General features: G+C 64.0%; 11 protein-coding genes. 3 read left to right on the top strand and 8 right to left on the bottom strand.

Annotation, left to right across the window (positions count from 1 at the left end; translation table 11 throughout):
• The first annotated feature begins 31 nt into the window (after positions 1 to 31).
• Complete coding sequence (clpA, locus tag TRIHO_RS19475; protein WP_068247758.1) at positions 32 to 2,368, top strand: ATP-dependent Clp protease ATP-binding subunit ClpA; 2,337 nt, start codon at positions 32 to 34, stop codon at positions 2,366 to 2,368.
• A gap of 35 nt (positions 2,369 to 2,403) precedes the next feature.
• On the top strand, positions 2,404 to 3,402 hold the full coding sequence (locus TRIHO_RS19470; RefSeq protein ID WP_068247755.1) for a M23 family metallopeptidase: 999 nt from the start codon (positions 2,404 to 2,406) through the stop codon (positions 3,400 to 3,402).
• On the opposite strand, the gene TRIHO_RS19465 is transcribed toward TRIHO_RS19470, so the two are convergent.
• From TRIHO_RS19465 to TRIHO_RS19445, 5 genes are all read right to left on the bottom strand, one after another.
• Positions 3,403 to 3,972 (bottom strand): hypothetical protein, encoded by a 570-nt coding sequence (locus tag TRIHO_RS19465; protein ID WP_232367839.1) that lies wholly within the window; start codon positions 3,970 to 3,972, stop codon positions 3,403 to 3,405.
• Between the two features lie 128 nt (positions 3,973 to 4,100).
• The gene (locus tag TRIHO_RS19460) at positions 4,101 to 4,406 is read right to left on the bottom strand and encodes a hypothetical protein (RefSeq protein WP_068247748.1); all 306 of its coding nucleotides are present in this window, start codon (positions 4,404 to 4,406) and stop codon (positions 4,101 to 4,103) included.
• Between the two features lie 264 nt (positions 4,407 to 4,670).
• Positions 4,671 to 7,046 carry a peptidoglycan -binding protein gene (locus TRIHO_RS19455; protein WP_068247745.1) on the bottom strand — a complete coding sequence of 792 codons (2,376 nt, stop codon included), beginning with the start codon at positions 7,044 to 7,046 and terminating at the stop codon, positions 4,671 to 4,673.
• Positions 7,047 to 7,049: 3 nt separating this feature from the next.
• The gene (locus TRIHO_RS19450) at positions 7,050 to 8,237 is read right to left on the bottom strand and encodes a biopolymer transporter ExbB (protein WP_068247743.1); all 1,188 of its coding nucleotides are present in this window, start codon (positions 8,235 to 8,237) and stop codon (positions 7,050 to 7,052) included.
• Between the two features lie 77 nt (positions 8,238 to 8,314).
• Positions 8,315 to 8,842 carry a gamma-glutamylcyclotransferase gene (locus tag TRIHO_RS19445; protein ID WP_068247740.1) on the bottom strand — a complete coding sequence of 176 codons (528 nt, stop codon included), beginning with the start codon at positions 8,840 to 8,842 and terminating at the stop codon, positions 8,315 to 8,317.
• Positions 8,843 to 8,910: 68 nt separating this feature from the next.
• Here TRIHO_RS19445 and TRIHO_RS19440 point away from each other — a divergent pair, with 68 nt between their 5' ends.
• Positions 8,911 to 9,924, top strand: a complete 1,014-nt coding sequence (locus tag TRIHO_RS19440) for a DUF2125 domain-containing protein (RefSeq protein ID WP_068247736.1) — start codon at positions 8,911 to 8,913, stop codon at positions 9,922 to 9,924.
• Positions 9,925 to 9,942: 18 nt separating this feature from the next.
• On the opposite strand, the gene TRIHO_RS19435 is transcribed toward TRIHO_RS19440, so the two are convergent.
• Genes TRIHO_RS19435 through hisC form a run of 3 tightly spaced genes read right to left on the bottom strand, consistent with a single transcriptional unit; the run spans position 9,943 to position 12,862 of the window.
• On the bottom strand, positions 9,943 to 10,842 hold the full coding sequence (locus TRIHO_RS19435; protein ID WP_082705223.1) for an extensin-like domain-containing protein: 900 nt from the start codon (positions 10,840 to 10,842) through the stop codon (positions 9,943 to 9,945).
• Positions 10,839 to 11,774 carry a prephenate/arogenate dehydrogenase family protein gene (locus tag TRIHO_RS19430; RefSeq protein WP_068247733.1) on the bottom strand — a complete coding sequence of 312 codons (936 nt, stop codon included), beginning with the start codon at positions 11,772 to 11,774 and terminating at the stop codon, positions 10,839 to 10,841. The genes TRIHO_RS19435 and TRIHO_RS19430 overlap by 4 nt, the downstream gene beginning before the upstream one ends.
• The gene (gene hisC, locus TRIHO_RS19425; RefSeq protein WP_068247730.1) at positions 11,771 to 12,862 is read right to left on the bottom strand and encodes a histidinol-phosphate transaminase; all 1,092 of its coding nucleotides are present in this window, start codon (positions 12,860 to 12,862) and stop codon (positions 11,771 to 11,773) included. Before hisC ends, TRIHO_RS19430 begins: the two co-directional genes overlap by 4 nt.
• Between the last annotated feature and the right edge of the window lie 166 nt (positions 12,863 to 13,028).

The following is a 13,028-nucleotide window of genomic DNA, read 5'->3' as shown; positions in this document are numbered from 1 at the left end:
TCCCCATGACCCAAGACAGAGGAGCACGCCCGTGCCTTCATTCTCGAGCACTTTGGAACAAGCCATTCACGCAGCGCTGGCGCTGGCGAACGAACGGCGGCATGAATTTGCCACATTGGAACACCTGCTACTGGCCCTGATCGAGGAGCCGGATGCGGCGCGCGTCATGCGTGCATGTAGCGTCAGCCTGGATGAGCTGCGGTCGACCCTGCTGGAATTCCTCGATGAGGATCTCGCCAATCTGGTAACCGATATCGACGGCTCCGAAGCGGTGCCGACAGCCGCCTTCCAACGCGTGATCCAGCGCGCAGCGATCCACGTGCAGTCATCCGGCCGCACCGAGGTGACCGGCGCCAACGTATTGGTTGCGATCTTTGCCGAACGCGAAAGCGACGCCGCCTTCTTCCTGCAGGATCAGGACATGACCCGCTATGACGCGGTGAACTTCATCGCCCATGGGGTTGCGAAAGATCCTGCGTACGGCGAGAGCCGCCCGGTCTCCGGCGCCCCCGAAAGCGAAGACGAAATGCCCAGCGGCACGGCCGCAGGCGCCCCGGAGGGCGAGCAAAAAGAAAGCGCGCTGGCCAAATACTGCGTTGATCTGAACGCCAAATCCCGCGAAGGCGACATCGACCCGCTGATCGGGCGCGATTCAGAGGTGGAACGCTGCATTCAGGTGCTGTGCCGCCGTCGCAAGAACAACCCGCTGCTGGTCGGGGATCCCGGCGTGGGCAAGACCGCCATCGCCGAAGGCCTCGCCCGCAAGGTGGTCAACAGCGAAGTGCCGGACGTGCTGTCCAACACCACCATCTATTCGCTCGACATGGGCGCATTGCTGGCAGGCACCCGCTATCGCGGCGATTTTGAAGAACGGCTGAAAGCAGTGGTGACCGAGCTTGAGGATCACCCCGATGCGGTGCTGTTCATTGACGAGATTCACACGGTGATCGGCGCTGGCGCCACCTCCGGCGGTGCCATGGATGCCTCCAACCTGCTGAAACCTGCGCTGCAGGGCGGCAAGCTGCGCACCATGGGCTCCACCACGTACAAGGAGTTCCGCCAGCATTTCGAAAAGGACCGCGCCCTGTCGCGCCGGTTCCAGAAAATCGACGTGAACGAACCTTCGGTCGAGGATTCCATCGCGATCCTGAAAGGGTTGAAGCCCTATTTCGAGGAACATCACTCGATCAAGTTCACCTCTGATGCAATCAAATCCGCCGTTGAACTGGCGGCGCGCTATATCAACGACCGCAAGCTGCCGGACAAGGCCATTGACGTCATCGACGAGGCCGGCGCGGCGCAGCATCTGGTCGCCGAAAGCAAGCGGCGCAAGACCATCGGCGTCAAGGAGATCGAGGCCGTTGTGGCCAAGATCGCCCGCATCCCGCCCAAAAGCGTCTCCAAGGACGACGCCGAGGTGCTGAAAGATCTGGAGAACTCGCTGAAACGGGTGGTCTTTGGTCAGGATGCCGCCATCGACGCCCTGTCCAGCGCCATCAAACTCTCGCGCGCCGGTCTGCGCGAACCGGAAAAACCGATCGGCAACTACCTGTTTGCAGGCCCGACCGGTGTCGGTAAAACCGAGGTGGCCAAGCAACTGGCAGACACGCTCGGGGTGGAACTGCTGCGGTTCGACATGTCGGAATACATGGAAAAACACGCGGTGTCCCGCCTGATTGGCGCGCCTCCCGGCTATGTCGGTTTTGATCAGGGTGGCCTGCTGACCGATGGCGTCGACCAGCATCCCCATTGCGTGCTGCTCTTGGACGAAATCGAGAAGGCGCATCCGGATGTGTTCAACATCCTGCTGCAGGTGATGGACAACGGCCAGCTGACCGACCACAACGGCCGCACCGTGAACTTCCGCAACGTGGTGCTGATCATGACCTCCAACGCGGGTGCTTCGGATATGGCCAAGGCGGCCATCGGTTTCGGCCGCGACCGGCGCGAGGGCGAGGATACCGCCGCAATCGAGCGCACCTTCACGCCGGAGTTCCGCAACCGTCTGGACGCGGTGATCTCCTTCGGTGCGCTGCCGAAAGAAGTCATCATGCAGGTGGTCGAGAAGTTCGTGCTGCAACTCGAAGCGCAGCTGATGGACCGCAATGTCTCGATCGAGCTGACCCGCAAGGCGGCCGAATGGCTGGCCGACCGGGGCTATGACGAGAAGATGGGCGCCCGTCCACTGGGCCGTGTGATCCAGGAGCACATCAAGAAACCGCTGGCGGAGGAGCTGCTGTTCGGCAAGCTCGCCAAGGGTGGCGTGGTCCAGGTCGGCATCAAGGATGGCAAGCTGGATCTGCGGATCGAGGGTCCCGGCAAACCGCGCCTCTCGGGCAACAAACCGCCGCTGCTGACAGCGGAATAACCGGGCCACTGGCGCATCACATTGGGTCAACAACAATGATGACGCGACTGTTTGCTGCTGTGTGTCTCTCGCTCGCCTCCCCGCTGGGGGCGAGCGAGTTTCGTTTGGCCTGGCCAGTGGACTGCAGGCTGGGCCTGGATTGCTTCATTCAACAGTATGTTGATCACGACCCCGGCCCGCAGGCGACGGATTTCACCTGTGGCACGCTGAGCTATGACGGCCACAAGGGCACCGATATCGCCCTGCCCTCCCTGCGCCGCATGGACCAGGGGGTGACGGTGCACGCCGCCGCAGCCGGCGTGGTTGCCGGGCTGCGCGACGGGATGACGGATGCCTATGCCAGCCCCGAGCGATCCGCCGAGATCGACGGGCGCGACTGTGGCAATGGCGTGGTCCTGCGGCACCCGGATGGCTGGGAAACGCAGTACTGCCACCTGAAGCAGGGGTCGGTCCTGGTTCAGAAAGGCGCGCGGGTGGCGCGAGGCGCCCCACTTGGCGAGATCGGCCTGTCAGGCCGCACGCAATTCCCGCATTTGCATCTGTCGGTGCGTCACGACGGCGCGGTCGTCGACCCCTTTCACCCCGTGGCGGGATTTGACGCCGCAGAAAGCTGCGCCGCGCCGCAGGCACCAACGCTGGCACCGGCGCTCTGGCAGGACGACGCCTCCCCCCGCTACGTCGCCACCGGGGTGATCGACGCGGGGTTTGCCGCGCAAATCCCGGACTATGACGCGATCAAGGCCGGGAGCGCCGACACCGCAGCCCTGCCCGCACATGCATCCGCCCTGGTGCTCTGGGCCTACGCCTATGGCAGTCTACCCGGCGACGAGCTGCAGCTGCGGATTGTCGCCCCGGATGGCACGGTGTTCTTTCACTCGCGCCAGACGCTCGACCGACAGCAAAGTCAGTACTTTCGCGCAGGCGGCAAACGTGTGCAGGCGCCCCTGTCGGCTGGCACCTACCGGGGTCATGTGGAGATCTGGCGGGAAGGTCAGCTGCAGGACCGCGATCTGGTTGTCCTGTCGCAGCCCTGACTAGCGCGCCCGCCCCCGCGCCCGCGCGCCTTTGCGCAACATTCGAAAACACAGCATCAACGCCACCATGGTCACCGCCTGACCGATCATATCGCCAAGCGCATAGGTCAGAACGACCGCCAGCTGGCTATCCGGCGAGATGACACCGGCAAAAATGATCGTCTGCGTCACGGAGTTCAGCACCGAGGCCAGAATGCCCACCAGCATCAATTGACGCCAGTTCATGCTGAAATTGTCACCGGAATAAGCGGATTTGCCAAGAAACCGCAGCAGCTCGAAAGAGACCAGCGCGGCAAGCCCGCCAACCGGGGCCGAGATCCACAGCACATGGCTGGTCAGCTCTTGAACGTCGGTCTTGGTGAACAACATTTCCGACAGCAGCGCCGCCAGCATCAGCGGAAGGATCGCGCGCCACCCGTAGAGCCAAACGCTCAGCACGCGGACACCATGCGGCAGGTACACGAGGCTGGCAAACATGGTGATGTCACCGAGAAAGTAGACTTCGATCGGATTGACAATCCAGGCGGTCATGCCGTGGCACAAGATATACGCCAAGACAATGATCGCCATGTCTAACACGCCAAAGTTAAAGCCTGCACGAGATCCCATTCCGCATGAGTAACGTTAACAGGTTTACAAAACAATTGCCGCCGCGGCGAAAATCGCAAAATTCAGATGTGACGTTGCGAACGTGCCCGTCAACTGTCGAGCAGAAGATCCTGACGCACGACATAATGTTTGGCCCGCGCGCCATCGGGGCGTTCGAGAAAGCCCAGCTCCAAAAGCGATTTCAACGCCCGGTGGAAGGTCGCCTGGGTGAGGCTTTCGACCAGAGGGTGGCGGCGAATCTGATCCGACTGCACCATCTGCCCCGGTTCATCGGTCAGGGTATGCGCGGCCTGAAAGACGTCTTTTTCAGCAGGACGCAGGTCCTCCAGACCGATGTCGCGCTCCATCTCACGCAGCATGTCGCGAAGTTCAAATATAGCATTCAGCCTGTCCAAAATCGTACTCCTTCCAAAACGCTCATGAAAATGTAGGCGATCGATAAAACTGACACGAAGATAATAGCACAATAAAATTGTCATGCATGATAATTTATTGAAAGTTCAGACCTGACGTGCTATTCCACCCGAGGACGATCCCAATTTCCGTGAGTGGTGGCGACGTCCTTATTTCAAACTCGCTATTTTAGCATTGCGGCCTTGGCGGTTTCTGACTGCCAAGGCCTATTTTATTCATGCGAATCAAAGTCATAGACGGGGGCCTTAGCGCTCGGTCAGTTTCAGCTCGATGCGACGGTTCTGGGCGCGGGCTGCTGGCGTGTCCGCCGGGTTCACCGGCTGAAATTCGCCAAAACCATTCGCCGCCAGCCGATCTGGTGGGATTCCAAGCTCGTCAATCATGTAGCGCACGACCGACAACGCCCGCCCCTGACTCAACTCCCAGTTGTCTGCATATTTTCCGGTCCCGTAAAAGGCCTGATTGTCGGTGTGGCCATCGACCCGGATGACCCAGTTCAGGTCATCGGGAATCGCCGCCGCGACGTTCTGCAGGATCCGCGCGACCTTGGCGATTTCGACCTTGCCTGCCTCCGAGAGGGTGGCGCTGCCGAGGGCAAAGAGCACTTCGGAGGCAAAGACAAAGCGGTCGCCCTCGATCCGGACCCCTTCCTGATCGCCCAGCACCGCGCGCAGCTCGCCGAAGAATTCCGACCGATAGCGTTCGAGGTCCTCTGCCTTGTTGGCCAGCTGGGCCCGCTCGGCCTCCAGACGTTTGCGTTCCTGTTCTTCCAGCAGACGCCGGCGGCGTTCCTCGGCCGCGGCGCGGGCCAGGGCGGAATTCAGGTCCTGACCGAGATTCTGCAGCTGCACCGACTGCGCCACGTCCCGGTCCTTGTAGTCATCCAGCAGGGCCTGCAGCCCGCCCAGCTGTTCACGCAGGGCTGCGACCTGCTGATTAAGCAGGGCGGTTTCGCGCTGTGCCTCTTCCGAGACCGCTTTTTCCTGTGCCAGGCTGGCGCGGGCCTGTGCCAGAAGGTCGGCGCGCTGCTCGGCCAGGCTGCGCTGTTGCGCCGCGGTGGCGTCGGCCGTGTCGCGTTCGGACAGGGCAGCAAGCAACCGGCGTTGCAGAACATCCTGATCCGACGCCGCCGCCTGAGCGCGTTCCAGAGCCTCCAGCGCGGCCAGCAGGCGTTGCTCGACCGAGGCGCGTTCGGCATCGGTGGACTGCGCGGCGTTGCGCACGGCGGCCAGATCCGCCTCGGCGCGCTGCAATTGCGTTTCCAGACCGGCGCGGGTTTCCTCGGCCTCGGCCTGAACCTGCGCCAGCTCGTCCTCGAGTGCGCGGCGGGCGGTATCGCTTTGGGCACGCAACGCGGCCAGCTGGTCCTCCAGCGCGCGCCGCTCGGTGTCATACCGGTCCTGAGCCGCCGAGAGCTGGGTCTCATATTGCGACTGGGTTTCGATGGTGGTTGCCCGCTGCCGGGTCAGTTCCGCCTCAAGCTGACTGCGGGTTTCAGCGGCGGCCTGACGTGCGGATTCCAGTTCTGCGGTCAGTCGGTTGCGGGTGGCGGCGCTGTCGTCACGCACCCGTGACAGTTCCGCCTCGAGCGCGGAAACGCGGCTTTCTGCAGTGCTTTCCGTGACTTCCATCTGGGCCAGCACCCGGGTTAGCCGTTCGGCCAGAACGTCGCGATCCTGCGCTTGCGCCTTGGCCTGTTCGATAGCGGCCAGCGCCTCTTCGAGGTCGGCGCTCAACTGTTTGCGGGCCACATCGGCGGCGGCCAGCAGGGTCAGCGTATCCTCGGCCTCCTGACGCTCGGCTTCCAGCGCCAGAGTCATGGCAGTCAGCTCCGCATCGGCGTTTTCCAGTCGGGCGCGCAGCGCTTCGGCGGCGGCGGCTTCGGTCAGACGTGCGGCTTCTTCCTCGGACAGGCTTTTCTCCAACTCGGCCAGACGGGCTGCCTGCGCCGCGTCCTCCTGCTTCAGATCGGCAACCAGCGCCTCCAGTGCCTCGGTGCGGGCGGCGGCGAGACGGGCCGCTTCGGTCTGGGCATCCACCTCGTCGCGGGACTGTGCGAGCGCCAGGTTCAGCGCCTCCTGTTCCGTCAACAGCCGGGCCTGAGCCGCGTCCAGCGCCTCGCGTTCGGCCTGAAGATCGGCGATCCGTGCTTCGGCGCTGTCACGTCCGGCGATCAGAGTCGCCACCTGCGCCTCAAAGGCGGTGATCTGGCTCTGCGCCGCGGCAAGGTCCTCGCGCACCTGGTCCCGCTCGCTGGAAAGCGCGGTGATCAGGGCCTGCTGCTGGCTGATCTGCGCCTCGGCCCGGTCCAGATCACTGCGCGCGGAATTGAGCGTCGCGCCCAGAGCCCCCAGGCGGGCCTGCAGCTGGCTCGCCTCGCGTTCCTTGACGCCAAGCGCCTGCGCCAGCGCCCGCACCTCGGCCGAAAGCTGATCGAGTTCGGTTTCCTGGCCTGTAATAGTCTCTTCCTGACCGGAGATGGTTTCGCGCAGGACAAATTGCACCACCATGAAGATGGTCAGCAAGAACATCAGCACCAGCAACAGCCCGGTCATGGCATCGACAAAACCTGGCCAGATCGAGCCTTGGAACCGTTGGCCGGTGCGACGCGACAGGGCCATGGATCAATCCTCGGTCCGGGGCGCCGTCCGCAAGCCCCGGTCGAGACCGCGCGGGCTGGCGAAGGCCTTGACCAGCAGGTCGATATCCTTGCGCAGCTCCGACAGGCTTTCCTGCCGTCCGGCGGAAATTTCTTCAAGAATGCGGAGCATCTGCACGTCGATCGACCGCAGGCGCATCCGGCTTTCGGCGTCGATCCCGACATCGCCATGGGCCCGCATCAGCTCGGTCAGGGTCTCCTGGCCCATCGCCACCCGTTCCAGCGCTGATGAAATCGAAACCACGTCGTCCTGACGGCGGTTCATCTCGTCGATGGAGTCGACCAGCCGCGACAATTTTGCGTCGACCTCCGCCCGGCCCTGCGAGGTTTCGACGAACATGCCCTGCAGCGCATCCATCTGTTCGACCATGGTGTCCAGAACACCGGCAATCAGATTGCTGTCACCGACGCCATCCTCGCCAGAGGAAAAACTGACGCGGGTGAATGAGGTGAGCCATTCTTCGAGTTCGCGGTAGAACCGGTTCTGGCCGTGACCTGCAAAAAGTTCCAGCAGACCCACGATCAGCGAGCCTGCGAGCCCCAGAAGTGAGGAGGCAAAGGCGACCCCCATGCCGCCCAGCTGTGCCTCCAGCCCGGTCATCAGCCGGTTGAAGATCGCAAGCCCCTCCTCGCCCTCTTGCGGGGCAAGGCTGCGGATGGTGTCGACCACCGCCGGGACGGTGGTGGCCAAGCCATAGAACGTCCCCAAAAGACCCAGAAAAATCAAAAGGTTGACAATGTATCGGGTAATCTCGCGTTCTTCGTCGATCCGTTCTGCCACCGAATCCAGAATGGAGCGGGTGGAAGCAGAGCCAAGCTGCATCCGGGCCGCACGCGAGCGCAGAAGACTCGCCAAGGGCGCCAGCATCGAGGGCGGCGCATCGTCGTCAGCCGTCACCCCGGAGGCAAAGCGTTCGATCCAGCGCACACAGTTGATCAGCTGCAGCACCTGCCAGAAACAGGCCAGAACGCCGATGCAGAACACAAACCCGATAAACCCGTTCAGATAGGGGTTGGCCTCGAACACCGGCAACACCCGCGGCAGAGCGACAAAAGACCCGGCCCCCGCCAGGCCCAATGCGATCAACATCATGACGACCTGGCGCACCGGCTGAGAAAATTGTGGCCGGCCTTCGCGTTCGTGATGCGCCATTCCGTACGGCTCCTGATAGGCAATATCTTGGTTCTGCGCCTGCAGCCTAGCTTGAAAGACCTAGGATCGCCAAGGATTTATGATAAAATTTGCCGCACCCGCCCAGTGAGCCAATCGAGATCGGGATCATGCAGTCCGATTTCGTCCAGATGATTGGTGGTGTTGAACAAATATTCGCTGTTGGGGCCGCGTCCGCCCACCGCTTTTGCGATGATCTGGGCCTGCTCTTCCAGTGGCAGATGGCAATATTGCACGTGATCCGGGTCGATCACATAGACCACTGCGGGCACGGTTTCACCGCTGTGCAGCGCCACTTCGAGGATCTTTTCCTGATAGGCGGAGGAGACCAGTTCGCGTTCGCGCAACGCGGCCAGCGTGGCGTCCTCGTGGCCCTCTTCGACCGCCAGGGCCAGGCCCTTGCAATGGCTGCCCGCCAGCGCATCCAGCGCCAGCACCAGCCCCGGATCGGCGACACTGCCACGATGGTGGATCGAGCGCATGCAAAACGACCGGGCGTAGCCGTCGAGCGTCGCAATCTCGCTGCGGGCCACCGGGAAATCCGGGTTCCACAGCAAGGATCCGTATCCAAATACCCACATCGTCATGTCACTGGTCCTTTTTCACCCGCGCCTGTAAACAGCAAAACGGGCAGGAACAAAAGGGGCAACGCCATATGAAACGCGGGCTGAAGATCCTAGTGACCCTGGCGCTGGCCTGGTCCCTTTATTGGGTCGTGGCGGGCTGGGGATTGCGGCAAAGCGTGCGGGGCTGGTTCGACACCCAGGCCGAGCTGGGCTGGCAAGTGGACGTCGGCGCCATCGCCATGGCCCCGCCCCGAGGCGGATTTCCACTGCGACACCGCACCCGGATCGACCGACCTGCCCTTGCGGATCCGCAGTCCGGCGCGGCCTGGCGGGCCGACTGGCTGGAGCTGGAAAGCCCGGCCGTCTGGCCCGGCCGCCAGATCCTGCGGTTTGCGGATGGGGCGCAGCGGCTGTCCTATTATGACCGCACCGCCGTGATCGAGACAGAGACCCTGCAGGCGCAGATGGGGCTTGCCCCCGGCATTGCGCTGGAGGTTGAGGACCTCACCCTGACGTCCGGGCGCTGGCGCATCGGCAACGGCCAGGTGGTAACGCTGAGCGCGGCGGATCTGGCCCTGCAAATGGCGCAACAGGACGCGCCCGAGACCTATCGGATCACCGCCGAGGCGACCGCCTTTCGCCCCGGCGCGGAGCTGCGGCGGCTGTTTCGGGCCGCCCCCGAACTGCCGCAGACCTTTGACGCGCTGAGCCTGGCGGCCACGGTGCGCTTTGACGCGCCCTGGACCCGTGACGCGCTGGAGCAGCGACGCCCACAACCCCGCCATATCACGCTGGATCTGGCCGAAGCCCACTGGGGCGACATGCGGCTAAAGAGTGCCGGCAGTCTGGAAATCGACGGCGAAGGCATCCCCACGGGATCGCTCGCGGTACAGATCGAGGATTGGGAAGCGGTTCTTGATATGGCAGCGGACAGCGGATTGTTGTCCGCCAGCGGTCGCACCCAGGCGGGCCGGATTCTTGGCTTGCTGGCCCGCGCGAGTGGCCGGCCTGAGAACCTGGACATCACCTTGGGGTTTCGCGGCGGCTACATCACCTTCGGCCCCATTCCGCTTGGCCCGGCCCCGCGGCTGATCCTGCATTGAGGCCACGCGCCCGTGCCCTTAGCGGCAGTAGCGGCCACTGCGGTGCCGCGCCATGTCGAGGTGGAAATGATCGCGGTGATACAGATCCGCCTCTGGCCCCAACACGGTGCGAAACGGGCCGCAGGCCGCCTGCCAGATCCGCCGCATCGCCTTGCGCGAGGGTTTGTCGAGCCAGCCTTTCAGAACGCTGATGGTGGTGCCGTCTTCGAGTGTGAAGCCGGAGATGTCGATGGCCCGCCCGCGCCCATGTTCCGAGATCCGCGCCCCGGGACGATTGTTGCGGGTGCGGCAGGCGTAATGGGCGGCAACGCGCAGGCGGACCACGCGGTTGCCCCGGCCAAAGGCCTTTTCAACGTCATTTTCGACCCATTTGTGCAGCGCCCTGGCGGTGTCGCAGGTCATCAGAGCCGGGGTGCTCAGCTGGACTCCGGCGACCGATTTGACCCGCACCGCATCACTGGCACCGCAGCCCTTGAGCCTGCCGGCAATATCGCCGACCTTTTCGCCCTGAATGTCGAAATTTCCGCAAACCGACCCGCGCCGTTTCTTTGCCCGTCCAAACAGAACCTGCTGGGCGATGTCCGGGCTGCGCGTCTCCGGGCGCGGCGTGGCCAATGGCGCCGTGCCTTGCAGGTCTGCCGGGCGCCGCATCAGCGCGGCATGTTGCGGCGAGGCCGGGCGATCGAGCGGCCGCAGCCGGAGTGGGTCCGGTGTCGGCCCCGCAAGCGGCGCCGACGGTGGCTGCATCGGTGGCGACGACGGTGTTGCGGCCGCGGTGGCTGCGGGCTCTGCTCCGACCAGCGCTCCGGCACCTCTGGTCAGTGGCGGTCGGGGCGTTTGTTCCGGTGCGGCGGCCTCGGCCAATGGGGCCAGCCCCGTCAGGCCGAGAGCACAAAGGACAACCGCCCGCACATTCATGCCTTTGGACCGCGCCCAAAATCCGGGGCGGCGGTATCCTGACCGGCCTCGATAATGCCCCGGCGGATGGCGCGGGTGCGGGTGAAATAGGCATGCAGATGATCACCGTCGCCGGTGCGAATAGCCCGTTGCAGCGCAAACAGCTCCTCGGTGAAGCGGCCCAGGATCTCCAGGGTGGCTTCCTTGTTGGACAGGAAGACATCGCGCCACATGGTGGGATCGGAGGCGGCGATCCGGGTGAAATCCCGGAATCCGGCGGCCGAATATTTGATCACTTCGCTATCGGTGACCCGGCGCAGGTCGTCCGCCACACCAACCATCGTATAGGCGATAAGGTGGGGCGCGTGGCTGGTCACCGCCAGCACGAGGTCGTGGTGATCCGCGTCCATTTCGTCCACATTCGCGCCCATCCCCTCCCACAGGCGACGCAAGCGCGCCACCGCCTCCGGGTCGGTGCCCTCAACCGGGACCAGCAGGTTCCAGCGGTTTTCAAACAGGCTGGCAAACCCCGATTCCGGGCCGGAATGTTCGGTGCCCGCAAGCGGGTGCGAGGGCACGAAATGCACCCCCTCGGGGATATGCGGCGTGACCGCGTCGATGACATGGCGTTTGACCGAACCGACATCCGACACGGTTGCGCCGGGCTGCAGCGCCGGGGCGATCTCCTCCGCCACCGCGCCCATGACCCCGACGGGCACGCAGAGCACCACCAGGTCGGCGCCCGCCACCGCCTCTGCCGCGCTGTCGCAGACCCGGTCACACAGGCCAATACGGCGGGCTGTCTCGCGGGTTTCGGCGCTGCGGGCAAAACCGGTGACCTCATCGGCGAGACCGGCGCGTTTCATCGCCCAGAACATCGAAGAGGCAATCAGGCCGAGGCCGATCAGGGCAACGCGGTTGTACACGGGGCCTTGGGGCGCGGTTTCACTCATTCCGCGTCCTGCCCGCTCTTGAAATCCGCCACTGCGGCGGCCACCGCGCGGCAGGCCGGTTCGTCGCCAATCGTGATGCGCAGCGCGGATGGCAGGTTGTATCCCGCCACCCGGCGCACAATCAGCCCGCGCGCCTGCAGAAAGGTATCGCAGGCTTCGGCTTCGGCCTGGTCGGCGAAGCGCGCCAGGATGAAATTCGCACAGGAGGTATCGGAGGGCACGCCCAGCTTGGCCAGCTGATCTGCCAGCCAGCCGCGCCACTTGGCATTTTCCGCCCGGCAATGGGCAACGTAGCCCGTATCCCGCACCGCGGCCTCGGCACCGGCAAGGGCGGTGGTGGAGACATTGAACGGGCCACGGACCCGGTTCAGCACGTCGATGATCTCTTTCGGGCCATAGCCCCAGCCGATGCGCGCGCCACCAAGCCCGTAGATCTTTGAAAAGGTGCGGGTCATCACCACGTTGCTGCGCGCCTCGATCAGCTTTGCGCCGGCGTCGAAATTCTCGACGTATTCGGCGTAAGCGCCGTCCAGCACCAACAGCGCGCCCTTGGGCAGCCCATCCGCCAGACGTGCGACCTCGGCCTCGGAAATCATGGTGCCGGTGGGGTTGTTCGGGTTGGCGATAAACACCAGCTTGGTTTGCGGGGTGCAGCCTGCCAGCAGCGCGTCCACATCCGTCACCCGCTCGTGTTCTGCGACCTCAACCGGGGTGGCACCGGCCGCCAGCGCCGAGATGCGATACATGGCAAAGCCGTGCTCGGTATAGAGGACCTCATCGCCGGGGCCTGCGTAACATTGGCAGAGAAAGGCGATGATCTCATCGCTGCCGGCGCCACAGATGATGCGGTCGGGGTCAAGGCCATGGGTTTCGCCGATCGCTCGGCGCAGGGCGGTCTGGTCCGAGCTGGGATACCGGTGCATGGCGGCCACCGCCGCGGCCATCGCCTCCACGGCTTTGGGGCTGGGGCCAAGCGGGTTTTCATTAGAAGAGAGCTTCGTCACATTGCTCACCCCGTCGACATGGGCCGCGCCTCCCTGATAGAGGGCAATGTCCATGATCCCGGGTTGCGGTGTGAATTGGGTCATATCGTCTGGCTCCTTGGCGAACCTGTCCCTCTTAGCGGTCTCGCGCGCATCGGAAAAGCAACATCTGCGCGCTACGGGCCGCAAGTGCGACGCAAGGGACAGATACAACGAAACAAAGGGGCACCAAAGCGCCCATCGCCTGCCGATCTTTTCGTTCACCGTGCGG

The sequence above is a fragment of the Tritonibacter horizontis genome (assembly GCF_001518015.1).
In the GTDB taxonomy this organism is placed as follows: Bacteria; Pseudomonadota; Alphaproteobacteria; order Rhodobacterales; family Rhodobacteraceae; genus Epibacterium; species Epibacterium horizontis.
The sequence above is the reverse complement of the archived record's forward strand: the minus strand, read 5'-3'. Positions and strand labels throughout refer to the sequence as shown.

Bases quoted from the DNA above. Each gene is read 5' to 3' on its own strand.
- TRIHO_RS19445 (WP_068247740.1), bottom strand. From the start codon at position 8,842: ATGACGATGTGGGTATTTGGATACGGATCCTTGCTGTGGAACCCGGAT.
- hisC (WP_068247730.1), bottom strand. From the start codon at position 12,862: ATGACCCAATTCACACCGCAACCCGGGATCATGGACATTGCCCTCTAT.
- TRIHO_RS19455 (WP_068247745.1), bottom strand. From the start codon at position 7,046: ATGGCCCTGTCGCGTCGCACCGGCCAACGGTTCCAAGGCTCGATCTGG.
- TRIHO_RS19470 (WP_068247755.1), top strand. From the start codon at position 2,404: ATGATGACGCGACTGTTTGCTGCTGTGTGTCTCTCGCTCGCCTCCCCG.
- TRIHO_RS19450 (WP_068247743.1), bottom strand. From the start codon at position 8,237: ATGGCGCATCACGAACGCGAAGGCCGGCCACAATTTTCTCAGCCGGTG.
- TRIHO_RS19465 (WP_232367839.1), bottom strand. From the start codon at position 3,972: ATGGCGATCATTGTCTTGGCGTATATCTTGTGCCACGGCATGACCGCC.
- TRIHO_RS19435 (WP_082705223.1), bottom strand. From the start codon at position 10,842: ATGAATGTGCGGGCGGTTGTCCTTTGTGCTCTCGGCCTGACGGGGCTG.
- TRIHO_RS19440 (WP_068247736.1), top strand. From the start codon at position 8,911: ATGAAACGCGGGCTGAAGATCCTAGTGACCCTGGCGCTGGCCTGGTCC.
- TRIHO_RS19430 (WP_068247733.1), bottom strand. From the start codon at position 11,774: ATGAGTGAAACCGCGCCCCAAGGCCCCGTGTACAACCGCGTTGCCCTG.